Source organism: Dactylosporangium sp. CA-052675 (genome assembly GCF_050947935.1).
Classification (GTDB): Bacteria; Actinomycetota; Actinomycetes; order Mycobacteriales; family Micromonosporaceae; genus Dactylosporangium.
In genome coordinates this window covers 8,097,760-8,120,050 of sequence record NZ_CP192010.1, presented here as the reverse complement: position 1 = coordinate 8,120,050, position 22,291 = coordinate 8,097,760, and the positions used below count along the sequence as shown (strand labels likewise).

At 73.6% G+C, this 22,291-nt stretch carries 24 protein-coding genes; 13 read left to right on the top strand and 11 right to left on the bottom strand.

The annotated features are described in order from the left end of the window. Positions 1–7 precede the first annotated feature (7 nt). Genes ACQP1P_RS35950 through ACQP1P_RS35940 form a run of 3 tightly spaced genes read left to right on the top strand, consistent with a single transcriptional unit; the run spans position 8 to position 1,642 of the window. Positions 8–505 (top strand): nucleotide exchange factor GrpE, encoded by a 498-nt coding sequence (locus ACQP1P_RS35950; RefSeq protein WP_433077958.1) that lies wholly within the window; start codon positions 8–10, stop codon positions 503–505. Next, positions 495–1,334 (top strand): DnaJ C-terminal domain-containing protein, encoded by an 840-nt coding sequence (locus tag ACQP1P_RS35945; protein ID WP_433077957.1) that lies wholly within the window; start codon positions 495–497, stop codon positions 1,332–1,334. The genes ACQP1P_RS35950 and ACQP1P_RS35945 overlap by 11 nt, the downstream gene beginning before the upstream one ends. Next, positions 1,331–1,642: a chaperone modulator CbpM gene (locus ACQP1P_RS35940; protein WP_433077955.1), complete on the top strand. Its 312-nt coding sequence runs from the start codon at positions 1,331–1,333 to the stop codon at positions 1,640–1,642. The genes ACQP1P_RS35945 and ACQP1P_RS35940 overlap by 4 nt, the downstream gene beginning before the upstream one ends. 11 nt (positions 1,643–1,653) lie before the next feature. Here ACQP1P_RS35940 and ACQP1P_RS35935 read toward each other — a convergent pair whose 3' ends face one another. Then, the gene (locus ACQP1P_RS35935; protein ID WP_433077953.1) at positions 1,654–2,037 is read right to left on the bottom strand and encodes a YccF domain-containing protein; all 384 of its coding nucleotides are present in this window, start codon (positions 2,035–2,037) and stop codon (positions 1,654–1,656) included. Between the two features lie 40 nt (positions 2,038–2,077). Further along, positions 2,078–2,860 (bottom strand): phosphotransferase, encoded by a 783-nt coding sequence (locus tag ACQP1P_RS35930; RefSeq protein WP_433077951.1) that lies wholly within the window; start codon positions 2,858–2,860, stop codon positions 2,078–2,080. A gap of 363 nt (positions 2,861–3,223) precedes the next feature. Between ACQP1P_RS35930 and ACQP1P_RS35925 the strand changes: the two genes are divergently transcribed. The 4 genes from ACQP1P_RS35925 to ACQP1P_RS35910 all read left to right on the top strand — a co-directional run bounded on the left by ACQP1P_RS35925 (position 3,224) and on the right by ACQP1P_RS35910 (position 8,734). After that, a complete protein-coding gene (locus ACQP1P_RS35925; RefSeq protein WP_433077949.1) occupies positions 3,224–4,684 on the top strand; it encodes an APC family permease in 1,461 nt (486 codons plus the stop codon). Beyond that, complete coding sequence (locus tag ACQP1P_RS35920) at positions 4,677–5,537, top strand: hypothetical protein (RefSeq protein WP_433077947.1); 861 nt, start codon at positions 4,677–4,679, stop codon at positions 5,535–5,537. The genes ACQP1P_RS35925 and ACQP1P_RS35920 overlap by 8 nt, the downstream gene beginning before the upstream one ends. Further along, on the top strand, positions 5,534–6,730 hold the full coding sequence (locus tag ACQP1P_RS35915; protein WP_433077945.1) for a pyridoxal-dependent decarboxylase: 1,197 nt from the start codon (positions 5,534–5,536) through the stop codon (positions 6,728–6,730). The genes ACQP1P_RS35920 and ACQP1P_RS35915 overlap by 4 nt, the downstream gene beginning before the upstream one ends. Positions 6,731–6,880: 150 nt before the next feature. Further along, positions 6,881–8,734, top strand: a complete 1,854-nt coding sequence (locus ACQP1P_RS35910) for a choice-of-anchor P family protein (RefSeq protein ID WP_433077943.1) — start codon at positions 6,881–6,883, stop codon at positions 8,732–8,734. Positions 8,735–8,780: 46 nt separating this feature from the next. Here ACQP1P_RS35910 and ACQP1P_RS35905 read toward each other — a convergent pair whose 3' ends face one another. Beyond that, positions 8,781–9,350, bottom strand: a complete 570-nt coding sequence (locus ACQP1P_RS35905; RefSeq protein ID WP_433077941.1) for a hypothetical protein — start codon at positions 9,348–9,350, stop codon at positions 8,781–8,783. A 133-nt stretch (positions 9,351–9,483) separates the two neighbouring features. Here ACQP1P_RS35905 and ACQP1P_RS35900 point away from each other — a divergent pair, with 133 nt between their 5' ends. Further along, a complete protein-coding gene (locus ACQP1P_RS35900) occupies positions 9,484–10,263 on the top strand; it encodes a DUF6082 family protein (protein WP_433077939.1) in 780 nt (259 codons plus the stop codon). Here the strand turns inward: ACQP1P_RS35900 and ACQP1P_RS35895 are convergent. Beyond that, positions 10,208–10,585 (bottom strand): DUF397 domain-containing protein, encoded by a 378-nt coding sequence (locus tag ACQP1P_RS35895; protein WP_433077937.1) that lies wholly within the window; start codon positions 10,583–10,585, stop codon positions 10,208–10,210. The genes ACQP1P_RS35900 and ACQP1P_RS35895 overlap by 56 nt on opposite strands. Before the next feature lie 20 nt (positions 10,586–10,605). Between ACQP1P_RS35895 and ACQP1P_RS35890 the strand changes: the two genes are divergently transcribed. Both ACQP1P_RS35890 and ACQP1P_RS35885 read left to right on the top strand, forming a co-directional pair. After that, complete coding sequence (locus ACQP1P_RS35890) at positions 10,606–11,481, top strand: hypothetical protein (RefSeq protein WP_433077935.1); 876 nt, start codon at positions 10,606–10,608, stop codon at positions 11,479–11,481. A 116-nt stretch (positions 11,482–11,597) separates the two neighbouring features. Further along, positions 11,598–11,849 (top strand): hypothetical protein, encoded by a 252-nt coding sequence (locus ACQP1P_RS35885; RefSeq protein ID WP_433077933.1) that lies wholly within the window; start codon positions 11,598–11,600, stop codon positions 11,847–11,849. A gap of 349 nt (positions 11,850–12,198) precedes the next feature. On the opposite strand, the gene ACQP1P_RS35880 is transcribed toward ACQP1P_RS35885, so the two are convergent. The 7 genes from ACQP1P_RS35880 to ACQP1P_RS35850 are packed head-to-tail and all read right to left on the bottom strand — an operon-like array spanning position 12,199 to position 18,102. Then, positions 12,199–12,711, bottom strand: coding sequence for a tetratricopeptide repeat protein (locus ACQP1P_RS35880; RefSeq protein WP_433077931.1), 513 nt, complete (start codon positions 12,709–12,711; stop codon positions 12,199–12,201). Then, a complete protein-coding gene (gene otsB / locus ACQP1P_RS35875) occupies positions 12,708–13,541 on the bottom strand; it encodes a trehalose-phosphatase (RefSeq protein ID WP_433077929.1) in 834 nt (277 codons plus the stop codon). Before otsB ends, ACQP1P_RS35880 begins: the two co-directional genes overlap by 4 nt. A gap of 9 nt (positions 13,542–13,550) precedes the next feature. Further along, complete coding sequence (locus ACQP1P_RS35870; RefSeq protein WP_433077927.1) at positions 13,551–14,339, bottom strand: ABC transporter ATP-binding protein; 789 nt, start codon at positions 14,337–14,339, stop codon at positions 13,551–13,553. Next, complete coding sequence (locus tag ACQP1P_RS35865; RefSeq protein ID WP_433077925.1) at positions 14,336–15,106, bottom strand: ABC transporter permease; 771 nt, start codon at positions 15,104–15,106, stop codon at positions 14,336–14,338. Before ACQP1P_RS35865 ends, ACQP1P_RS35870 begins: the two co-directional genes overlap by 4 nt. Further along, positions 15,103–15,912 carry a class I SAM-dependent methyltransferase gene (locus ACQP1P_RS35860; protein WP_433077923.1) on the bottom strand — a complete coding sequence of 270 codons (810 nt, stop codon included), beginning with the start codon at positions 15,910–15,912 and terminating at the stop codon, positions 15,103–15,105. Before ACQP1P_RS35860 ends, ACQP1P_RS35865 begins: the two co-directional genes overlap by 4 nt. Before the next feature lie 3 nt (positions 15,913–15,915). After that, positions 15,916–16,935, bottom strand: a complete 1,020-nt coding sequence (locus ACQP1P_RS35855) for an ABC transporter substrate-binding protein (protein ID WP_433077921.1) — start codon at positions 16,933–16,935, stop codon at positions 15,916–15,918. Between the two features lie 36 nt (positions 16,936–16,971). Next, entirely contained in the window at positions 16,972–18,102 is a 1,131-nt protein-coding gene (locus tag ACQP1P_RS35850; protein ID WP_433077919.1) for an ABC transporter substrate-binding protein, read from the bottom strand. Between the two features lie 316 nt (positions 18,103–18,418). Here ACQP1P_RS35850 and ACQP1P_RS35845 point away from each other — a divergent pair, with 316 nt between their 5' ends. From ACQP1P_RS35845 to ACQP1P_RS35835, 3 genes are read left to right on the top strand one after another with little or no spacing between them, the layout of a single operon-like run. Further along, complete coding sequence (locus ACQP1P_RS35845; protein ID WP_433077917.1) at positions 18,419–21,337, top strand: nitrate- and nitrite sensing domain-containing protein; 2,919 nt, start codon at positions 18,419–18,421, stop codon at positions 21,335–21,337. After that, positions 21,338–21,706 (top strand): DUF742 domain-containing protein, encoded by a 369-nt coding sequence (locus tag ACQP1P_RS35840; RefSeq protein WP_433077915.1) that lies wholly within the window; start codon positions 21,338–21,340, stop codon positions 21,704–21,706. Continuing rightward, on the top strand, positions 21,687–22,289 hold the full coding sequence (locus ACQP1P_RS35835) for a GTP-binding protein (protein WP_433077913.1): 603 nt from the start codon (positions 21,687–21,689) through the stop codon (positions 22,287–22,289). Before ACQP1P_RS35840 ends, ACQP1P_RS35835 begins: the two co-directional genes overlap by 20 nt. Positions 22,290–22,291 lie beyond the last annotated feature (2 nt).

Here is a 22,291-nt window from a genome sequence, read left to right as displayed (position 1 = left end):
ACTCGCGATGGATGACGTCGACTGGCAGGAGCGGTGGCGGCGGGCGGCGGCCGATGCCGACAACGCGCGGAAGCGGTGCGATCGGCTGCTCGCCGAGCGCACCGCGGCCGAGCGGGTTCGGTGCGCGGCCGCGTGGCTGCCGCTGCTCGACGGCCTCGACCTGGCGCTCGAGCACGCCGGCGCCGACCCGGCCACCATCGTCGCCGGCGTCGAGCGGGTGCGCGAGGAGGGCCGGGTGGTGCTGGGCCGCCTGGGCTTCGAGCCGCTCGGCGCGCCCGGCGAGGTCTTCGACCCGGCCCGGCACGAGGCGACGGAGGCGGTCGCGGGCGGCCCGGACGGCGCCGGCATGGTGGTGCGGGTGATCCGCCCCGGCTACGGCGGCCCGGACGGCCTGCTTCGCCCCGCGGCGGTGGCCGTCGCGGTCTCGGGCGACGACTCGCCGGACGGCTCGGGAACGGACGAGGGGGAGGACCCGGGGGAGGAACGGCCCGACGATGGCGCGTGACTTCTACGCGGTGCTCGGGGTGCCCAGGACCGCGACGGGCGAGGATATCCAGCGGGCGTACCGCACCCTGGCCCGCCGCAGCCACCCCGACGTGAACAAGGAGCCGGGGGCGGAGGATCGCTTCAAGGAGATCACCGAGGCGTACCGGGTGCTCTCGGACCCCTCGCTGCGCCGCGAGTACGACGCCCGCGCCTCGGTCCCCAGCGGCGGCGGCTTCCGCGGCCACCCGGGGGCCGGCGGCGGGTTCCGGGGCGGCGGCTTCCAGGATCTCGGGGACTTCGAGGACCTGTTCGGCTTCGGGCCGGTGCGGGGCGCCGACGCCGAGGCGACGATCACGATCACGCTCGAGGACTCGTACCGCGGCGGCCACCGCACCGTCACGCTGCCCGACGGCACCCGGCTCGGGGTCACGATCCCGCGCGGCATCGCCGAGGGGCAGCGGCTGCGGCTCGCCGGGCAGGGCGCGGGCGGCCTCGGCGGCGGGCCCCGCGGCGACCTGCACCTCGTGGTGCGGTTCGCGCCGGACCCGCGCTACACCGTGGACGGTCGCGATGTCACCGTCCGGCTCCCCGTCGCAGCGTGGGAGGCGGCCCTCGGCGCGAAGGTCCCGCTGCCCACGCCGGCGGGTGAGGTGCTCCTCGACGTGCCGCGGGGCTCCTCGTCCGGCCGCCGCCTGCGCCTGCGGGGCCAGGGCCTGCCGGGCCCGCGCCCGGGCGACCTCTACGCCGAGGTGCGCGTGATGGTCCCGCCCGACCCGACACCCCAGGAGCGCCGGCTGTTCGAGGAGCTGGCGCGCGCATCGGCCTACGACCCGCGGAGCGTCTCATGACCCTGGCCATCGTGCACACGACGAGACCGGCCGCGCGCGTGCGCTCGCTGGAGGCGTTCGCGGCCGCGGCGGGCGTGCATCCGCGCCTGGTCGCCCGGTTCGTGGCCCTGGGCCTGCTGGATCCGGTGCCGGGGCCCGGCGGGGCGCCCGAGTTCCCGGACGCCCAGCTGGCCCGCCTCGCCCGCATCCGGCGGCTGCACGCCGAGCTGCCGCTGAACTATGCCGCTTTGGGCGTGGTGCTGGACCTGCTCGCCCGCATCGAGGAGCTCGAGGCCCAGCTGCGCCACGAACAGCCCGGACCGATCTGACCGGACCGGACCTAGTCGAGGTCGACGACCTCGCGGCCCAGCGGCCAGAACGCGGCCGGCACGAGCTTGAAGTGCGCGATGCCGAACGGGATGCCGATGATGGTGACGCACAGGGTGATGCCGGCCGAGATGTGGGTCAGCGCGAGCCACCAGCCCGCGAGCACCACCCACAGCACGTTGGCCAGGCCGGTCACCACGCCGGAGCCGCCGGAGCGGGCCTGCACCGTCCGGCCGAACGGCCACAGGGAGTACACCGCCAGCCGCCACGACGCGATCGCGAACGGGATCGTCACCACGAGCACGAGGCAGATGAGCGCGGCCAGGGCGTAGCCGAGGAACAGCACGAACCCGCCGCCGAAGATGACCCACAGGACGTTGAGGACGAAGCGAATCACCCCTCGATCATGACGTACCGCCGCGACCGCGCACAAAGCGTCACCGGGTCCAGAAGGACTCGGGCAGCGCCTCCACCTGACGGGCGGCCGTCTCCAGGTCCTCGGTCATCGGCAGGTTCCGGGCGAACACCGGGTCGCCGGTCGCCGCCAGCCGTCGCAGCACCTCGGCGTTGCGCCGGATGCGGGCCGCCACCGTGACGCCGAACGCCCGGCGGTCGCCCTCGTAGCCGTACGCGTCGAGGAGCCGGTGCAGCCGCCGCGCGCGGTCCTCGAAGGCGGTGAAGCCGACGGCCCGGGCGACGTGCTCGGCGTGCAGCGGCACCCACCACAGGGCCGCGAACGCGATGTCGAACTCGCGGCTCGACGGCCCCGTGACCTCCCAGTCGACGAAGCCGATCCGGCCCTCGTGCCAGACCGCGTTGTAGGGGCCGGCGTCCTGGTGGCCGATGACGAGCCCGGGCCGCCAGGAGACGCCCGACATCCACACCGCGTCGGCGGGCGGGACCCAGCCCTCGGTGGCGTCGTGGAGCCCGCGCAGCCAGGCGCCGACGAGGTCGAGCGTCGTGTCGTCGAACACCCACGGGGCCCACGGCGTGACGTCGCCGATGGTCTGCCCGGGCAGGTACGTCAGCACCTCGCGGCCCTGCTCGTCGAGGCCGCGGGGCCGGGGCGCGCCCTCGAACCCGACCGCCTCCAGGTGGGCGAGCACCGCGTGGACGGCCGGGGTCCACGGCCGGGCCGGTTTTCGGATCGTGTCTCCGATGCGTTGCGCGCCGGTCGTCCGGCCGCCTTCGAGTGTTTCGGACTTCTCGGGTTCCGTCATCGGCCGGACGCTACGCGCGGGGCGCCGGATCCCCAGCCGATTTTCCGCGGCGGCGGTCGCGTGTGCGGCTTTCGTGACAGTTTTCCGATCGGATTTGCGACTCGAGTAAGGATCCTTTGTTGTCGTACGGCAAGGTCAACGCAAGGTGATCATGAGAGCGCGGAATGTGAATTTCCACGCAGCCGTCGCGGTAGGCGCTCAGTGATCCACACCGATACACTTCGCAGCGACATTTATCACATTGACTGCCGTGGCCGGATCGCATCCGGCCCGTCGAAGCCTTGGAGCGCGCGCCGCGATGCGTCCTTCCGCTACACCCGTGCCCGCAACCCGGAACAACTCCACTGTGGACGGTGGGGTCCGGTGACGACGCAAGGACTCACCCGCCGCAAGATGAGCGGCGGGGGTGTGTGGCTCTTCCAGGTCGGCGCGAGCTCGCCGATGGCCGTGCTCGCCGGCGGTATCGTCGCCACCTACGCGGCCACCGGACTCGTCGCCACCCCGCTGACGTTTCCGCTGCTCGGCGTCATGCTCGGGCTCCTCGCGGTCGGATACGTGGCCATGTCGCGCACGGTCCCGCACGCCGCACCGGCCTACGCGCTGCTCGCCCACGCCTTCGGGCCGGTGGCCGGGCTCGCGGGCGGGGCGCTCGCGCTGGTGTTCTACTCGGCCATCCAGATGAGTCTGTACGGCCTCATCGGCGTCACGATCGCGGGCCTGATCGGCGGAGCGTGGCTGATCTGGGCCGCGGTCGTCTGGCTCGTCGTGGCCATCTGCGGACTGCTGCACGTCTCGCTGTCGGCGTTCGTCGTCGGCAGCGTGCTCTGCGTCGAGCTCGCGGTCATCACGCTGTTCGACATCGCGAGCTTCACGCACCCGTTCGGCGGGTCGATCACCGTGGCGCCGATCACCCTCAGCGGCCTGTGGGCGCCCGGCATCGGCGGTGCCTTCGCGCTCGGCATCGCGGCGTTCATCGGCTTCGACACCGCCCCGGCGTACTCCGAGGAGGTCCGCACGAGCCGGAGCATCGGCCGCTCCACGCTGGCCGCGGTGCTCTTCATGGCCCTGTTCTACGGCGTCTCGGCCTGGGCGCTCGCGGTGGCCGTCGGCGACCGGCAGATCGGCGCGACCGCCGCCAACCCGGACTCGGGCCTGCCGTTCTCGCTGTTCGACCAGTGGTACGGCAGCGGCCTGAGCCTGCTCGCGACGCTCCTGCTCGTCACGAGCGTGACGGTGGCGATGCTGTCGTTCCACAACACGATCGCGCGCTACCTCTTCGCCATGGCCCGCGAGGGCGTGCTGCCGGCGTGGCTGGCCCGCACCGGCACCAGCGGCCGGGCCCAGGGCGCGCCGACCGGCGGCTCGCTCGTGCAGAGCATCTCGGCCCTGGTCGTGGTCGGCCTCTTCGCCGCGGCCGGGGCGGACCCGATCGGCGTCATCTTCACCTGGTTCTCCGCGGCCGGCGCCGTGGGCATCCTGGTCATGCTCGTGCTCATCTCGACGGGCGCGATCCGCTTCTACCGCCGCGGCGGCGGGAGCACCGAGGGCCTGTTCGTCACCACGGTGCTGCCCTCGCTCGGCGTGGTCGGCGGCCTGGTCGTGCTCGCGATCATGGTGTCGCACCTGTCGTCGCTGCTGCAGATCGCCGAGAGCTCGCCGCTGCAGGCGATCATCCCGGCCGTGGTGCTGCTGACGGTCATCGTCGGCGTGGTGTGGGGCTTCGCGCTGCGGGCCCGCAAGGCGCCGGTGCTCGCCGAGGTCGGCAAGGGCCGGCCGGACCCGCTGCGGGTGCTCGACCAGCGGCTGCAGGACCTCGATGTCTGACCCGCGCATCAGCCCCCCGCCGCCCTCCTCGCCCGTGCCCTGGTGGGCGCTCGAGCGCGCGAGCGAGGGGCCGACACCGCCGCCGGGCCACCCGCCCGAGCCCGACACCCGCGCGCCCGGCCCGCGGCACATGCAGAGCGTGCCGACCGGCCCCGAGGCGGTACCGCCGCCACCGCCGCCGAGCGTGGACATCACGCCGACGTACCGGGGTGCGGTCGTGGCGCGGCTGCGGCGCTTCTCGTTCCTGCACGCGCGGCACGCCTGGGAGCGTCGCCGCCGCGACCCGCTCGCCCCGCACGGGGTGGCCCTGTTCTACAGCGAGCCGGACGGCCGGTTGTACGACCAGCTGCGCACGGCCACCCGGATCTTCCTCGCCGACGACGAGGCCGCCTCGCTGCCGCACCTGCTGTACGGCATGGCCCAGCACGCCCGCGAGGGCTACGCCGCCGATCCGCGCTTCGATCCGCGCACGGCCATGTGCAACAAGACGGACTCGATGTCGGGCCAGGCGGTGTTCGCCGGCATCGGGGTCGTCACGCTCGACACGCAGTACGGCGACTGGGCCACCGCCCAGCGCACCGCGCGCAGCGAGGCCGACCTGCCGGGCCGCTGCTACGCCCGGCTCATCGACGGCACGATGCTGGTGCTCGACCGCGGCGGGGAGCAGCAGTTCAACGCGCTCACCGTGGACTGCTCGGTGCGCGACGGCAACACGCAGTACGGCACCCCCAGCATGCACTGGCGCTGGAACCCGGCGCTGGCCGAGACGCCCGAGTCCGACCCCATCTACCACGTGTGGCGGTGGATGGGCGAGATCGGCCGGATCGTCGACCACGGGTCGCGGCCGCGATGAGCCAGGGGTTGCCGGGCGACCCGACGGTGGCGGGCCGGCTGGACCAGCTGCACGCCGACCTGCTCCAGCACCGCGACTACGACCTCGGCTTCCCGGGCGCGACCGACCTGCCGGACGTGAGCGCGCTGGTGCCGTTCGAGCGCCTGCTGCTCAACAACGTCGGTCACCCGTTCGCGCCCGGCGGCGCGTACCGCCTGCACACCAAGCACCTCGAGTACGAGGTGATCGGGTTCCTGGCGGACCTGTTCGGGGCGCCGCTGGACAACCGGCACGGGTACGTCACCACCGGCAGCACCGAGAGCACCCACTGGGCGCTGTGGCAGGCGCGGCGGCAGCTCGCGGCCGCGACCGTCTACTGCTCCTCGGCCGCGCACTACAGCGTGGCCAAGGCCGCGGAGCTGCTGCGGCTGCGGCTGCGCGAGATCCCGGCCGACGAGCGCGGGGAGATGCGATACGACCTGCTCCACGCGGCGGTGCGCCGGGACTCGCGGCACCGGCGCGGCACCGGCGTCATCGTGGTGGCCTCGATCGGCACGACGATGACCGAGGCGGTGGACGACGTCGCCCGCATCGGCGCGGCCCTCGACGCCGCCGGGGTCGAGCCGCGGCGGCGGTGGATCCACGCCGACGCCGCGCTGGCGGGCGTGCCGCTGGCCCTGGACGAGTCCGTCGGCCGCCCCGCGTTCATGTTCACCGACGGCGCCCACAGCATCGCCGTCAGCGGGCACAAGTTCATGGCGGTGCCGTTCCCGTGCGGGGTGGTCGTGGCGCTCGCGGACCGGCACACGGGCCGGGGCGACATCACGTACACGGCCGCGCCGGACAGCACCATCACCGGCTCGCGCTCGGGGCACGCGCCGCTGTGGCTGTGGTATCTGCTGCGGCACTGGGGCCCGGCCGGCCTGCGGGCGCGGGCGGAGGGGGCGCGGGCGCTGGCGCGGTACACCGAGCAGCAGCTGCGCGGCGTCGGCTGGCCGGCCTGGCGCGCCCAGCCGTGGGCCTTCACCGTGGTGTTCCCGCGCCCGCCGCAGCCGTTGCTGGACCGGTGGCCGCTCGCGACCGACGAGCGCGGCAACGCCCACGTCGTGCTGATGCCCGGCGTCCCGCCCGAACGCGTCGACCGCTTCGTCGCCGACCTGCGCGATACCGTCGCCGCCGCGTCCGGGCTGCTGCCGGGCGCAATGGCCAGTTGAGTCGCCTTTCCTACAGATCCTTTCCGTGAATGAATGGGCGAAAAGCGCATTCATAAACTCACGGGAGTGAATTCAAAGGCGGGGTGCTTCTCCGTTCGCATATCGGATTGCTTCACTCTGCCTCGGGTTTTCCAACCTGAGGAGGAGTACGTGCACCATTCCCGGAAGTTCGTCTCCGCAACCGCGTTGGCGCTGGTCGCCGGCGCCCTGACCGTCCTGCCCGCGGCCGCTGCGAGCGCGGCCCCGGGCGTCGACCCCGCGTCGGTGAACCTGACGCTCGGCCCCGGAAAATCGGCCGACGTGGCCAAGCACGTCGAGACCGCGCCCATTCCCCCCAAGCCCGACGTCGTCTTCCTGGCCGACACCACCGGCAGCATGAGCGCGCCCATCGCCGATGTACGCACCAACGCCGCCTCCATCATGGGCCAGGTCGCGGCGGCCCAGCCGGACGCGCAGTTCGGCGTGGCCGAGTACAAGGACGTCAGCGACGCGGCGCCGTTCACGGTGCGCCAGGACATCACCACGGACCAGGCCGTGGTGCAGGCCGGCATCGACGCGTGGAGCGCCGCCGGCGGTGGTGACACGCCCGAGGACAACCTCAACGCGCTGTACAACCTCGCCGACGGGGCGGTGCACTTCCGGGCCGGCGGCACCCGGATCGTGGTCATCTTCGGCGACGCCCCGTCGCACGACCCGAGCAACGGCCACAGCCTCGCCGACACGACGGCCAAGCTCCAGGCGGCCGGCATCCGCGTGGTCGCGGTCGACGTCGGGGCGCTCGACGGCACCGGCCAGTTCACCTCGATCGCCGCGGCGACCGGCGGCGTCTACCTGACCGCCCCGACCGCCGGCGACGTCGGCGCCAAGATCCTCGAGGGCATCAAGGCGATCCAGGTCAAGGTCGCGCCGTCGGCGTTCGCGTGCGACCCGGGCCTCGCGGTCACGTTCACGCCCGCCGACCGCACCGTCGACAGCGGCTCCTCCGCCGACTTCACCGAGCAGTTGGCCGTCGGCGGCGCCGTGCCGGCCGGCACGTACCAGTGCAAGGTCGACTTCAAGGTCGACGGGGTGAGCCAGGGCGCCGCGTTCGTGGAGTCGATCGCGGTCGTGGTGCCGGGCCTGACCGTCAACGACGTGTCGGTCAACGAGGGCGCGGGCAGCGCGACCTTCACCGTGGCCCTGTCCGCCCCGGCGACGACCCCGGTGACCGTGCACTACGCCACCGCGAACGGCACGGCCACCGCCGGCGCGGACTACACGGCCGGCTCCGGTGAGCTCACCTTCACCCCCGGCCAGACCAGCCGGCAGGTCGTGGTGCCGATCCTCAACGACACCGTGGACGAGCCGGCGGAGACCTATACCGTCACCCTCGCCTCGGCCTCCGGCGCCGCGATCACCGACGGCACCGGCCTGGGCACCATCGTCGACGACGACCGCAACGGCACGTTCTCGTGCACCTCGCGGGCGCTGCAGGTCGGCCCGCTGACCTCGCCGGCCGCGAACCCGGCGAACGTGCCGTGCGCCGACGACGCCACGACGACCTCCACCCAGACCCTGGCCTCGGGGCTGGTCACCGTACAGTCCACGACGCTTTCGGCCACGACGGCGCTCACGCCGGACGACCTGACCACGGCGCCCGCCGCCGGTGACAACGCCACCGCGACGGCCTCGGTCAAGTCCGTGAAGATCACGGTCGGCGGCCTGACCCCGACGACGATCGAAGTCAGCACGGTGCAGGCCAAGGCCTCGGCCACCTGCGGCGCGACGGCGGCCACCCTGGCCGGCTCGTCGACCGTCTCCTCCCTGAAGATCAACGGCCTGCCGGTCACGGTGGGCAGCGCGCCGCTGACGGTGCCGCTGCTCGTCGGCTCCCTGAAGCTCAACGCCACGACGACGACGGCGACGAGCGTGACCCAGGAGGCGCTCGCCCTGCACCTGCCGACCATCGACGTGGTGATCGCCTCGGCCCACGCCGATGTGGAGGGCAACCCCTGCCAGGTCTGAGGGTCGCCGGGGGCGGGCCGCGGCCCGCCCCCTCGCCGCCGTCCGGTCACTCGTCCAGCCACGTGAGGGTCGGGGGTTCGCGCCAGGGCCCGGGCGGTTCGGCGAGCGGGCGCGGCGGTCCGGCGACCGGGCGCGGGGTGGGGGGCCGGGGCGGGCCGGGTGGCGGGTCGCTGCACCAGGGGGCGGCGGTCTCGATGTCGAAGCCGTCGACCGGTACCGGCTGGACCCGGATGGTGGTGACGGCGGGGGCGGGCGTCCGCAGTGGTCGCATCGAGAGGTGGGGGGTTCGCTCGTCGCCGGGGCCGGGCGGCGGGTCGGGGGCGCTGCGCGGGGCCGAGGGCTGGAACCAGCCGGCGACCGGCGCCGGCGCGGGCGGCTGGACCGGCGGCTGGACGGGCGGCTGGGCCGGCTGAGTCTGGACCGGTTCCGGCGGCTGGACCTGGACCGGCCGTCGGGTCGGCTCGCGTCGCTGCTGGTGGGGCTGGGCGGCGGCGGGCGGGGGCGGGGGGCGCCGGAACAGCCCGGCGGCGGTCTCGCGGTTGGCGTAACGATCCCCGGCGGTCCCGGGCGCGGAGTCGCGGTCCGCGTCCTCGGCGCGTCTGCTGAATCGGACCACGGGCGGCACCTCCTCACCGTGGTGTACGGAGGTGGGGCCACCCGGGATCAGCCCGGCACAATCCCGAATTCACGTGAGAGACGCACCATGTGCATGTCTGTCAATATTGACAGACTTACGCATGGAGGGGTCGATGGTACGGGGTCGACGGCTGGCGCTGGCCGGCCTGCTGCTCCTGGTCGTCGCGTTTGTGGTCCTCTCGCCGGCGCTGATGGTGGCGGCCGCCGGTTACCCGCTGCCCTGGCAGCGCCTCGGCGACGTCGGCCAGGCGTACGGCGCCGTCTCGGCCATCATCTCCGCCCTGGCCCTGCTCGGCGTGGCCGTCTCCCTGGTGATCCAGCAGCGCCAGCACCGGATGACCGAGGAGCAGTTTGTGCGGCAGCGCCACGCCGAGCTGGTCCGGCTCACGCTCGACAACGACAAGTACCTCTTCAGCTGGGGCGAGGTGCCGCCGCCCGGCTACGACACCGCCCTGCTCGGCTTCAGCAACCTCATCGTCTCGTACTGGCTGATGCTGTGGAGGATCGGCAACATCGACGAGACGACACTGCGTCGCAACGCCCGCCGTCTGTTCAACGGGCAGGTGGGCCGTGACCAGTGGCGGCTCGGTGGCCCGGACTGGACCACGCCCGACGGCCGCTCGGCCCGGTTCGTCGCAATCATGGACGAGGAGCTGCAGGCGGCTGTTGCCGGCGGTCCGCCGACCTCGGTGCCCCCGCGGTCCGGCCCGCCGCCTTCTGAACCCCTGCCGGTGGCCCCGTCCGTCGGCGTCCGGACGGGGCGCGCCGGGCCCGCGGTCGGACTGTTCGCCCTGGGCGCGGGGTTGGCTACAGGGCTGGCTGCCGTGGCGGTGCTGGTCAGGCGCCGCCGGCCCCGAACGCGAGCACGAACCGGCGCCAGTCCATCGGCGTGAAGGTCAGTACCGCGGTACCGTCACCCTTCGAGTCACGCACCTCGACATTCCCGTAATGGAGACGGACCTCCACACAGGTGTCGCTGTACAGGCTCCGGGAGCTCTTGCGCCATTGCCGGTCGAGCGGCCTCCGGACCGCCGCGCCGCCGTCGAGCTGCGACATCGAGCCGTTCTCCTTCCGAATGGGCTGGGGTCGATCCAGATCATTCGGACCCGAATGGCTTGTGATCCAGTACCCGGTCGTGCGCAACTGCATCCCCGGGTCCGCGACGCTCGGTGATTCGACGAATACCTCGCGGCCATGCACCAGGATTCGGCCCATGGGTGTTGCATGATCGCCTTATGTCCGGAGGCAACGAGACAACCAGCAGCAAAGCGGCCCTCCCCGCGCCTTACAACCAGGACTTCACCGGAATCGTCCGGCACGTCCGGGGCAAGAAGGACTCGACCCGATCCGCCCTCGTGAACTCACCGAAGGTGGCGCTGTACATCTGGGCCGGCACGACGCTGATCAACCGGCAGTTCGGGCCGCGGGCGCAGGCCCCGGCGGCGGGTGCGGGCAGGCGCCCCGTCTGGTCGGGCCTGCGCTTCCTTACCCAGGAGGCGGTGATCGCCGAGGCCGGCCGGGCCGCTCCGCCGTTCACCGCGCAGAAGGGCGCCGGGCCGTTCCGCGCGACCTGGGCCCAGCGCGCCGACTACGTCAACGATCTGCTCTCGTTCTACTTCCACTCGATGAACTACGAGCACCACTACAATGCCGAGTCGCGGGGTGACTGGCTGTTCGACGGCGCGTTCAGCGACGCGATCGACCAGACCACGTACCGGGAGATCCGCGAGTTGTGCGCCATGCCGATGTTCCGGCTACAGCTGGCGCTGGCGGCCACGGCCGGGCCGGACGACGAGGTCCGGCGGTTCATCGCGGAGAATTACCGGGGGGCGCTGGACCCGTGGCGGAAGGCGTACGCCGAGATCTTTGCGCACCGCGGCCTGCGGCTTCGCCCCGGCATGAGCCTGGACCGGCTCACGAAGATGCTGGCGGCGGTGGCCGAGGGCTTCGGCGTGCAGCTCCTAGGCGATGCGTCCGCCGAGGTGGCGAACGACCCGGCTGCCGGGAACATCGTCGGGGAGGCGGTGATGGGCCTGCTCTACGCGTTCCTGGAGCCGGCCGGAGGCGGTCCGGGCCGCTCGTTGCGCGAGGACTTCGACGCCCGCTTCTGAGCCGGCCGCTTCGCGAAGGCCGTTCGCAGATGGCGGCCCGGGGGAGACGGTTCCCTGGCGGAGACGGGCGTGTGCGCACACAGCGGCAGGAGAGCGCGCGGCAGTGATGGCTCCCGGTGTTGGCCGGGCGTGAGCGCGGCGTCGGCTGGCCGGCCTGGCGCGCCCAGCCGTGGGCCTTCACCGTGGTGTTCCCGCGCCCGCCGCAGCCGTTGCTGGACCGGTGGCCGCTCGCGACCGACGAGCGCGGCAACGCCCACGTCGTGCTGATGCCCGGCGTGCCGCCCGAACGCGTCGACCGCTTCGTCGCCGACCTGCGCGATACCGTCGCCGCCGCGTCCGGGCTGCTGCCGGGCGCCCTGGCGAGCTGAGCGCGCCGGGACCGACCCCCCGGACCGGTCGGCCGCGCCGGCCGGCATCGACCTGTGGACCCCGGCCGGCGCCGGCTCCCGCAGCGGCCGCACCGACAGGTGCGGCGCCTGCGGCTCGGGCTCGTGCCGCGCCGGCGGCGGCTCGGCCGGGATCGAGGGCGGTGGGCGGCTGAACAGCCCGGCGGCGGTCTCGCGGTTGGCGTAACGATCCCCGGCGGCTCCGGCTCCGGCTCCGGCTCCGGCTCCGGGCCCGGGGCCGCGGTCCGCGTCCGCGGCGCGTCTGCTGAATCGGAGCATGTGCGGCACCTCCTCACCCCGGTGTACGGAGCGCAGGCGGCCCGGGATCAGCTCAGCTCGGTTCGATCAGCCGGCGGGCGTAGGCGGCCATCGACCGCTGATAGCGCGGCAGGTGCGGGGCGAGCGCCGCGACCGCCACCGAGACGGCCTCCCGCTCGCGGCCCGTGTCGACCAGGCACAGGGCGAGGGTCGCGCTGATGGCGTCGGCCAGGCCGCGGGTCGGCTCGTCGAGCCCGGCCGGGTCGAGGGCCCGCTCGGCCTCCAGCAGGGTCACCGCCGTGCCGGCCCGGCCGATGTTGCGCAGCGAGCTGGACATCTGAATCACCGCGCGGCGCCGCCGGTAGCCGGTGAGGCCGTGCTCGAGCGCGAAGCGGTAGAGGGGCACGGCCCGGTCGGAGTGCCCGGTCGAGTCCCAGGCGCAGGCCCGCTCGAACGCCGCGACCGGATCGTCCGCGGGCAGTTCGTCCGCGAGCTCGTCGATGAGCGCGCGGAACGCCTCCGGCCGGCCCTCGTAGTCGTCGATCGCCGCCCAGGCCGCGCCGATGCGCCGCTCCCAGTCGCTCACGCCGGTTCGGTCGGGGCCGCCGAGTCGAGGGCGGCCCGCAGCCGGCCCAGCCACTGCGCGAACGCCTCGACGCCGTCGAACGTGTGGGTGGCGACCTCGAGCAGGTCGGGCGGCGTCTCCGGGCCGTGGGTCACCACCAGCGCGTGACCGCCGCCGGCGACCGCCGCGCGCAGGGCCGGCAGGTCCCCGAGGTCGTCGCCGGCGTAGACGACGCGGGCCAGCCCCAGCCGCTCGACCAGCCGGGTCAGGGCGGTGCCCTTGTCCTGCCGGACGGGCGGGATCAGCTCGACGACGAGCTTGCCGGGCTCCGCGACCAGGCCGGTGCGCTCGGAGATCTCGCGCACGGCCGACGCCACGGCCGCGGCCGCCGCCGTGCGGTCCGGGGCCAGCCGCCAGTGCATCGCGACCGAGACGGCCTTGTCCTCGACCTTCACGCCGTCCTCGTTGTCGAACGCCCGGTGCAGCTCCGCGCTCGCCTCGTGCACCGCGGGCAGCCAGGCCTCGATGGCCGGCTCGGTGTGGGTGACACCGTCGCGCAGCTCCTCCAGGCCGTAGGAGCCCAGGAGCGCCACGCCGTCGACCGGCGCCCGGTCGCGCAGGAACGCCAGGGGCCGGCCCGAGATCAGGGCGACGAGGTCGAGGCGCCGGGCGAGCCCGGCGAGCAGGTCGGCCGTGCCGTCGAGCAGACGGCTCGAGGCCGGGTCGGTGACGATCGGTGAGAGCACCCCGTCGAAGTCCATCACGAGTCCGGCGCGCCCGGGCGCCGTGGTCAAGAGCTCGATCGTGGCGTCCGGTTCCGTCATCTGGACCTCACATCCGTCGGTCGCCATCGCGCCAGTTTAGATCGGTTTCGTGTCGAGCAGGGGCAGAGCGGCATCGGTGGCGTGCAGCAGGTCGGTGAGCTCGGCCACGCGGGCCGCGACGTCCGTCAGGTGGGCGTTGCGGCCGAAGGAGCGCGGCCGGGGGATGTCGACGGTGATGATGCGCTGCACCCGGCCCGGGCGGCTGCTCAGCACCGCCACGCGGTCGGCCAGCAGCACCGCCTCCTGGATCGAGTGGGTCACGAAGATCGTGGTCGGGCGCATCTCCATGTGCACCTGCTGCAACTGCCCCGCCAGCTCCTCCCGGGTGAGGGCGTCCAGGGCCGAGAAGGGCTCGTCCATGAGCAGCACGCTCGGGCGCTGGATGAGGGCGCGGCAGAGGGCCACGCGCTGCTGCATGCCGCCGGAGAGCTCGTGGGGCAGGCGCCGGTGGAAGCCGGCCAGGCCGGCCGCGTCGAGCAGCGACTGGGCGCGCTCGCGGTGCTCGGGCCGGACCCGGCCGCGCAACTCCAGGGGCAGCAGGACGTTGCCGAGCACCGAGCGCCACGGCAGCAGGGCCGGGCGCTGGAACATCAGGGCGATGTCGGGGCGGGGGCCGGCGATCGGGGTACCGCCGACGGTGACGCGCCCCGCGGTCGGGGTGAGCAGCCCGGCCACCAGCCGCAGCAGGGTCGACTTGCCGCAGCCGGAGCGGCCGATGACGGCCAGGAACTCCCCGTCGGCCACGGTCAGGTCGATGGCCCGCAGCGCCTCGACCTCCCCGGAGCGGGAGCGGAACACCCGGCCGACCCCGTCGAGCTCGATCATGTGCGCTCCCAGGCGACCGCGCGGGCCCACGGCAGCAGCAGCCGCTCCAGGCCCACGACGAGGTAGAACAGGGCGATGCTGAGCACCGCCAGCAGGGTGATGGCGGCGAAGGCGAGCGGCGTGTCCAGCGAGGTGCCGGAGAGCACGACGACCGCGCCCAGGCCCCCGTTGGGGCTCGCGATCTCCGCCACCACGGCCCCGATGACGGCCAGCGAGATGCCGAGCTTGAGCCCCACGAAGACCTGGGGGAGGGCCCAGGGCAGGCGCACCTTGAGGTACGCCTGCCACCACGACGCCGACAGGGACGTGGCCAGCTCGCCGAGGTCGGCCGGGGTCGAGGACAGCCCGGCGGCGGCCGACACGACGATCGGGAAGAAGCTGATGAGCACGATCATCACGATCTTCGGGCCGGGGCCGTAGCCGAGCCACACGATGAGCAGCGGCGCGAGGGCCACCTTGGGGATCGAGTTCAGGGCCACCAGCAGCGGCAGCGTGGCCCGCTCGACGGCCCGGGACACGGTCAGCAGCACGGCGATGAGCAGGCCCGCGACCAGCGCGATGAGGAACCCGAGCCCCGTCTCGCGCAGCGTCGCCCAGGCCTCGGTGAACAGATAGCGCGGCTGGGCCCGAAACGCCGAGACGACGTCCGGGGGCGAGGGCAGGAAGAACGACCGGATGCCGAACACCACGGTCGTACCCCACCACAGCCCGACGGCGACGACCGCCCCGGCGAGGGGCAGCGCGAGACCCGCCCATCGCGAGCTCATGACCCGTCCGGTTTCCGGCCGATGGTCGAGTACGTGAAGTGGCTGCGCACGACCAGGCGCGGGTCCTGCACGGCGGCGTACAACCGGGAGATCTTCTCCGGCGTGAACCCGGCGGCCAGGAAGTCCTCGCGCAGCTGGGCCACGTTGACCGCGATGAGCACGGCGCCGGGGCTGCCGCCGGGCCACGACACGGCGTTGATGACCGTGTCGACGCCGGTCAGGCCGTGCGCGAGCATCGTGGCGTGCACCCGCGCGGCCCAGGTGGGGTCGTTGCCGCGGGCCGGGAGCACCCGGTGCACGAGCAGATCCCAGTACTCCTCGATGAGCTCCGCCGTCGCGGGGTCGGGCGCGGCCAGGCACAGGCGGCCGAACTCGGTCGCCCAGTCCTCGATCACCAGCGCGCCGCCCGGGGCCAGCGCGCCGGCGAGGCGCCGCAGGATCTCCTCCCGCTCGGGGATGTGCAGCAGCACCAGCCGGGCGTGGATGAGGTCCCACGGCCCGTCCGGCACCGGCTCGCGGACCAGGTCGTGGCGCAGCACCCGGAACCCGGCGTCGAGCGGCAGGTGCCGGACGTTGAGGTCGGTGGCCAGCACGTCGGCGCCCTGTCCGGCGAGCCAGCGGGCCACGCTGCCGCCGCCCGCACCGACCTCGAGGCAGCGCCGACCGGCCAGGTCGCCGAGCGAGCCGAGGCGATCGAAGGTGAGCGGGTCGAGGATGTCCGACAGGTGACTGTGCCGGCCGACGGACTCGGGGTCGTCGTTGTCGAACGAGTAGCGCGACGGGCCGGGGTCGATGGAGGTGCTCACGGCTCAGGCCTTCGGGGTGAGCGAGAAGTCGACGACCGCGTCCGGGGTCAGGCCGGCCGGGATGAGCGCGGCGGCCTGGAGGGTGGCGATCGCCCGGGCGACCCGCTCCTGCTCCATCACGCCGATCGTGCTGCCGGAGCTGACGTACGGCGTCATGAGCGTGATCTCGCCGACGGCGGCGGTGACGTCCGAGGCCGGCTGCGCCTTCTTGAGAATCTGCGCGGCCTCGTCGGGGTGCTCGATCGTGTACTTGAGCGCCTTGAGGCAGGCGTCGCGGAACCGGCGGGCGAGGTCCGGGTTGTCCTTGGCGATCTTCGCGGTGGTGATGATGCCGTTGCCGTACAGGTCGCCGAGGTACTTGCTGTAGGGCAGCACGACGGCCTTCTTGCCGCCGGCCGCCTTCTCGATGCCCTTGGACCCGATGAGGAACGTGCTCAGCGCCTGCACCTGGCCGCCGGCGAGCAGCGCGGGGAGCTGGGCGGGCTGGGCGTTGACCCACTGGATCTTGCCCGGGTCGATGCCGGCCAGCTTGGCGTAGCCCGGGAACAGCAGCTGGTTCACCGAGCCGGTGGCGGCGCCGAGCTTCTTGCCCTCGAGGTCCTTGGGCGCGGAGATGCCGGAGCCCTCCAGCGCGATGATGGACACGAGGGTCTGCTGGTGGATCGCGGCGATCGTGCGGAAGTCCTTGTACTCGCCCTTGCCCGCGAGGATCCAGGCGCCGATCAGGTCGAGGTTGGCGAACTGCGCCTGCCCGGAGGCGAGGCCCTTGAGGTTCTCGCCCGTCGCCGCGCCGAGCTGGATGGTGACGTCAAGGCCGGCCTCCTTGAAGTACCCCTTGTCCTGGGCCACCCACGCGAACGCGTCACGGCCGACCGCGCCGAACGCCGTCAGGTAGGTGACCTTGTCCGCCGCTCGCCCCGCGTCGGCCGCCGCGGGCTGCGGCTGCGAATCCGATGAGCACCCGGCCGCGCCGATCATGACGAAGGCGAGCGCCGACACGAGCAATGTGCGATAACGCCTCACTGCCTGGACCCCCAAATTGAGTTTTCGAAAACTGATCTAGCCGAGCAGACGCCACCGGCCGCCGCGCGCCTCGAGCATGGTCAACGATTGCGGCGTGAACCCGGAATGATTGTCTGGCGTAAATCGAATGGAGCCGCTGAGCCCGTCGGTCTGCGCCGATTCCAGCCGGGCCCGCAGGGTGGGCCCGTCGAGCGATCCGGACTGCACCACCGCATTCGCGACGAGTTGTAAGGCGTCGGCCGCGAATGAGGCATGACCGTGGTATGTGCCGTAGCGGGACGTGTAGTCCTGAAACCATTGCCGCCGGGCCGCCTTCGCGGGCGTGGTCGCGATGACGTCGTCGATGGCGAGCGTCGGCGTGAAGACCAGGGCGGTGGCGTCGGCGCCGGCGAACGGGCCGCCGAGGAAGAGCTCGCCCGCGGCCGCGGCGTCGAGGTAGACCTGGCCGTGGTAGCCGGCGTCGCGCACCGCCCCGAGCGCCAGTGCCGCCTGGGACGGAAAGCCCCAGATCACGACCGCGTCCGGGCCGCCGGCCAGCGCCGAGCGGGCGGGCTTGCCGAGGTCGGTGTCGGCCGGCGCGAACTGGGCGCGGCCGACGACCTTCGCGCCGATCTTGCCGGCCTCGCGGGCCGTCGCGTCGGCGCCGTGCCGGCCGTAGGCGTCGTCGCTGCTCAGCACCGCGACCCGGCGCTGCCCGGCCCGGCCGAGCTCGCCCGTCAGCACGACGGCGTCGTCGTCGGCGCTGGGGGCCAGGCGGAAGATGTACCGCCGCTCGGCCGGCGGCGCGATGACGTCCGCGACCGGCGACAACGCGATCGTCGGCACCCGCCGCTCCTCGATCGCCCGGGCCGCCCCGGCGGTGCACTCGGCGCAGGTCCCGGTGACGATCGCGGTCACGGCCGGGTCCTCGGTGAAGGCCGTGAGCTGGCTCAGCGCGGTCGCCGGGTCACCCCGGTTGTCCTTGATCCGCACCGTGAGCCGGCGCCGCCCGAGCAGCCCGCTCGCGTTGATCTGGGCCGCCCGCAGCTCCAGCGCCCGCTGGTAGGCCACGCCGACGTCGGCCGCGCTGCCCGACAGCTCGAGGCTCGCCGCGACGAGGATGTCGGCCTCGTTCTTGGCATTGGCGGGCGTGCACGCGCTGGTCGATATCAGGGCCACCGCCAGCATCGCCGCAACATAGCGCCAGCGCCGCAAGTCGATTCCCCTCGATCGAAACCCCGTTCATTCGGATGCACACCTTGCCAACTCGCGCGAGGTCGGTCAAGTGGGTAGAAATGCGCCGTGTTAACTTCTCCGACATCTTTCACCTAGTGGTAACAATAAATGCGCTGGTGACGCTGGTGATCGACATTGCTCGCTTGATCAACAATGCGCCGGATGGGCTTGACGGGGTTTCCGAGATCGTGCCGTTCGTGGTGGAATGCCGTGTCCTGCGCCCCGGCACCCGCTCATTGGCGGCCACGAGTACGCGGAGAACTCGCGCATGCCCGTATCGAACAGGCCTGCCGGTGGTGGGTTTCGCATCCGCCGGCCGCGGCTGGCCAACGCCCGCATCCGCTCGAAGCTCGGCCTGATCCTGCTGATCCCGCTGCTGGCGATCGTCACGCTGGCCGCGCTGCGGCTGCACGACGCGGCCGCCCGGGCCAGCGACGCCGACACGGTCGGGGCCCTGACCCGGCTCTCCGCCGACGTCTCCGCCCTCGCCCAGGAGGTCCACCTCGAGCGCATGGCCGCCGCGGCGCTGCTGTCCGCGGCCGACGCGAAGCCGGACGCGTACAACCGCCAGATCGAGCGCACCGACGCCGCCGTCGCCGGGTACACCAAGCGCCGCGGCTCCCTCGGCCCCGTGCCGACCGGCGTGCGGGACCGCCTGGAGCGCATCGACGCCCAGCTCGACGTGCTGGCCGCGATCCGCAAGGACGTCGGCGGCCGCCGGGGCGTGTCGGTCGCCGAGGTGCTGCTGCGCTACGGCGTCGTCGCCGACGACCTCGTCTCCTACCGCGAGGCCGTCGCCCAGGTCCGCACCGACCAGGCGCTCGCCGACGAGCTGCGGGCGGCCGCGGCGTTCTCCAAGGCCAAGGCGCGGGTCGCCGAGCAGGAGGCGGTCTCCTTCGCCGCCCTCAAGACCGGCTCCCTCGACGCCCATCAGCTCTCGGCGCTGCTGGCCACGCTCACCGGCCAGCAGGAGGCGTTCGTCGCGTTCTCGCTCTCGGCCAGCGTGCCCCAGCGCCGCATCGTCGAGTCCGCCATCGCCGGCGACGCGACCCAGATGGCCGACGACCTGACGAGCACCCTGCAGCGCACGGCCGGCCGGCCGCGCACGGTCGACGCCGAGGACGCGCGGGCCGTCTTCGGCGCCGTCAACGACCTCATGCGCTGGACCGAGGCGCGCCTCGACGACCAGCTCGTCGGCGACGCCAAGGCCGTCGGCTCCGCGGTGCGCCGCCAGGTCGTGCTGGAGTCCGCGGTGCTCTTCGCGATCCTCGCGCTCGTGGCCGGCCTGGCTTCCGTCACCGCCCGCTCGATGGTCCGCTCGCTGCGGGGGCTGCGGCAGACCGCGCTCGGCGTGGCCGAGCACGACCTGCCCGAGCTCGTCCTGCGGCTGCGCGACGCGCGGACCGTCCAGGAGCGCTCGCCCCGCCAGATCGCCGCCGAGATCCGCAACCCGGCCGGGCTCGACCGCCGCGACGAGATCGGCGAGGTGGTGCGCGCCTTCGACACCGTGCACCGCGAGGCGGTCCGGGTCGCGGCCGAGCAGGCCGTGCTGCGCGACAGCGTCTCGGCGATGTTCCTCAGCGTCGCGCGCCGCAGCCAGACCCTCGTGGACCGGATGATCGGCCAGCTCGACCGGATCGAGCGCGGCGAGGACGACCCGAAGCGGCTCGCCCAGCTGTTCCAGCTCGACCACCTCGCCACCCGGATGCGGCGCAACGACGAGAACGTGCTCGTGCTGGCCGGAGCCGACACCGCGCCGCCGCGCCGCCAGGACGCGCCGCTGCTCGACGTGATCCGCGCCGCCCAGTCCGAGATCGAGCTCTACGAGCGGGTCGAGTTCGCCGAGACCGACGCGGACGTGCTCGTCGCCGCCCCCGCCGTGAACGACGTGGTGCGGCTGCTGGCCGAGCTGCTGGACAACGCGACCCGCTTCTCGCCCCCGCACGCCCCCGTCGTGGTCTCCGGCCGGCGCATCGGCGACCGCACGATCGTGCGCGTCGAGGACCGCGGCCTCGGCATCGACCCCGCGGCGCTGACCGACCTCAACCGCCGCCTGGCCGAGCCGGCGCCGGTCGACGTCGGCGCGTTCCGGCTCATGGGCATCGCGGTCGTCGGCCGGCTCGCCGCCCGGCACCGCATCACGGTGCGGCTGGGCGACAACGCCGGCGGCGGGACCGTCGCCGAGGTCATGCTGCCGGCCGGCGCGCTCGTGCGGCGGCGGGACGAGCGGCGCACGGCGCTGCCGACCCGGCGCCCGGCCGCCCCGCCGCCCGAGCCGCCCGCCGCCGTGCCGCGGCAGGGGCAGGGGCAGTGGCGGGAGGAGCGCCCGATGGATCCCCTGGGCGGAACCGCCGGGCCGCCGGCCGGGGACGACACCACGGAGCTGCCGATCTTCCGGGCGATCGAGGACACCTGGTTCCACGAGCGCGGCCACAGCGCGCTCACCGGGCCGCCGCCCGCGCCCGCCGCGCCACCCGCCGCGTCACCCAGCCGGCGGCGCGGCCGGGGGCTGGCGGACGCGGGCCGACGAGGGCTGGCGGGCGGCCGCCGCGGCGCAGCACCCGCGCACCGACGCCAGCACCCGCTCCGGCCTGCCGATCCGCTCGCCGCAGGCCCAGCTCGTGCCCGGCGGCGTGCCCGCGCGCCCGGCCAAGCTCAAGCGGCCCAGCGCCGAGGAACTGCGCGGGCTGTTGTCGTCGTACCAACGGGGAGTCCAGCGCGGACGTCAGGCCGGTGCGGCCGCGACGGACCACGCCCAGCCAGCGGAGGAGAACCACAGATGAGCGGGACCGGCGCACTGGAGAGCCTGAGCTGGCTGCTGGACAGCTTCGCCCAGCCCCTGAACGGGGTCGCGCACGTCATCGCCGTCTCGGCCGACGGCCTGCTGCTGGCCGCGACCGGCGACCTCCCGCCGGACCGGGCCGAGCAGCTCGCCTCGATCACGGCCGGGCTGGTCAGCCTCACCTACGGCGTCGGCCGGCACTTCGACGGCGGCCGGGTGCAGCAGACGATCGTGCACATGGAGGCCGGCTACCTGATCCTCATGGCGATCAGCGACGGCTCGTCGCTCGTGGTGCTCGCGGCCCGCGACTGCGACGTCGGCCACGTCGGCTATGAGATGGCGCTGCTGGTCGAGCGGGTCGGCAAGTCGCTGGTGTCACCGCCGCGGGAGACGGTGGCCCCGTAGATGGTCCAGGGCGGCGACGAGGACCCGCGCGGAGCCCTGGTGCGTCCGTACGCGGTGACCCGCGGCCGGACCGAGCCCACGCGCGAGATCGCGATCGAGGCGGTGCTGCTCACGATGCGGCAGGGGGTGGAGGCGAGCCGGTACGCCGGGCGGGAGTGGCAGCTCATCGCGAACCTGTGCGTCGACCGGCCGCAGTCGCTGGCCGAGGTCGCGGCGTGCCTGCGCGTCCCGCTCGGCGTCGCCCGGGTGCTGGTGGCCGACATGATCACCGAAGGGATCCTGACCCTGCACGAGCCGCTCGAGGCGGGCGACTCGCAGGAGCGGATCCACGTCCTGGAAAGGGTTCTCATTGGACTCCGCAACCTCTGAGCGGCGCCGCCCGGGCGCGAGCCGCATCACCGCCGTGAAGATCCTCATCGCGGGAGGGTTCGGCGCCGGCAAGACCACGCTCGTCGGCGCGATCTCGGAGATCACCCCGCTCACCACCGAGGCGATGATGACCGCGGCCGGCGTGGGGGTCGACGACGCCGGCGGCGTGCCGGGCAAGAGCACCACGACGGTGGCGATGGACTTCGGGCGGATCACGATCGCCGAGGACCTGATCCTGTACCTCTTCGGCACCCCCGGCCAGAACCGCTTCTGGTTCATGTGGGACGAGCTCGCCCGGGGCGCCCTCGGCGCGGTCGTCATCGTCGACACCCGCCGCATCGAGGACAGCTTCGCCGCGCTCGACTTCTTTGAGCACCTGGGGCTGCCGTACCTCGCCGCGGTCAACTGCTTCGACGGTGCGCCGCGCTACGACGCCGAGGAGGTGCGCCAGGCGCTGGCGATCGCCGGGCACGTGCCGCTCGCCCTGTTCGACGCCCGCTCGCGGGACTCGGTGCGCCAGACGCTGATCGCCGTCGCCGAGCACGCGCTGCGGACGCTGACCGCGGGCCGGCCCCGTCGCTGACG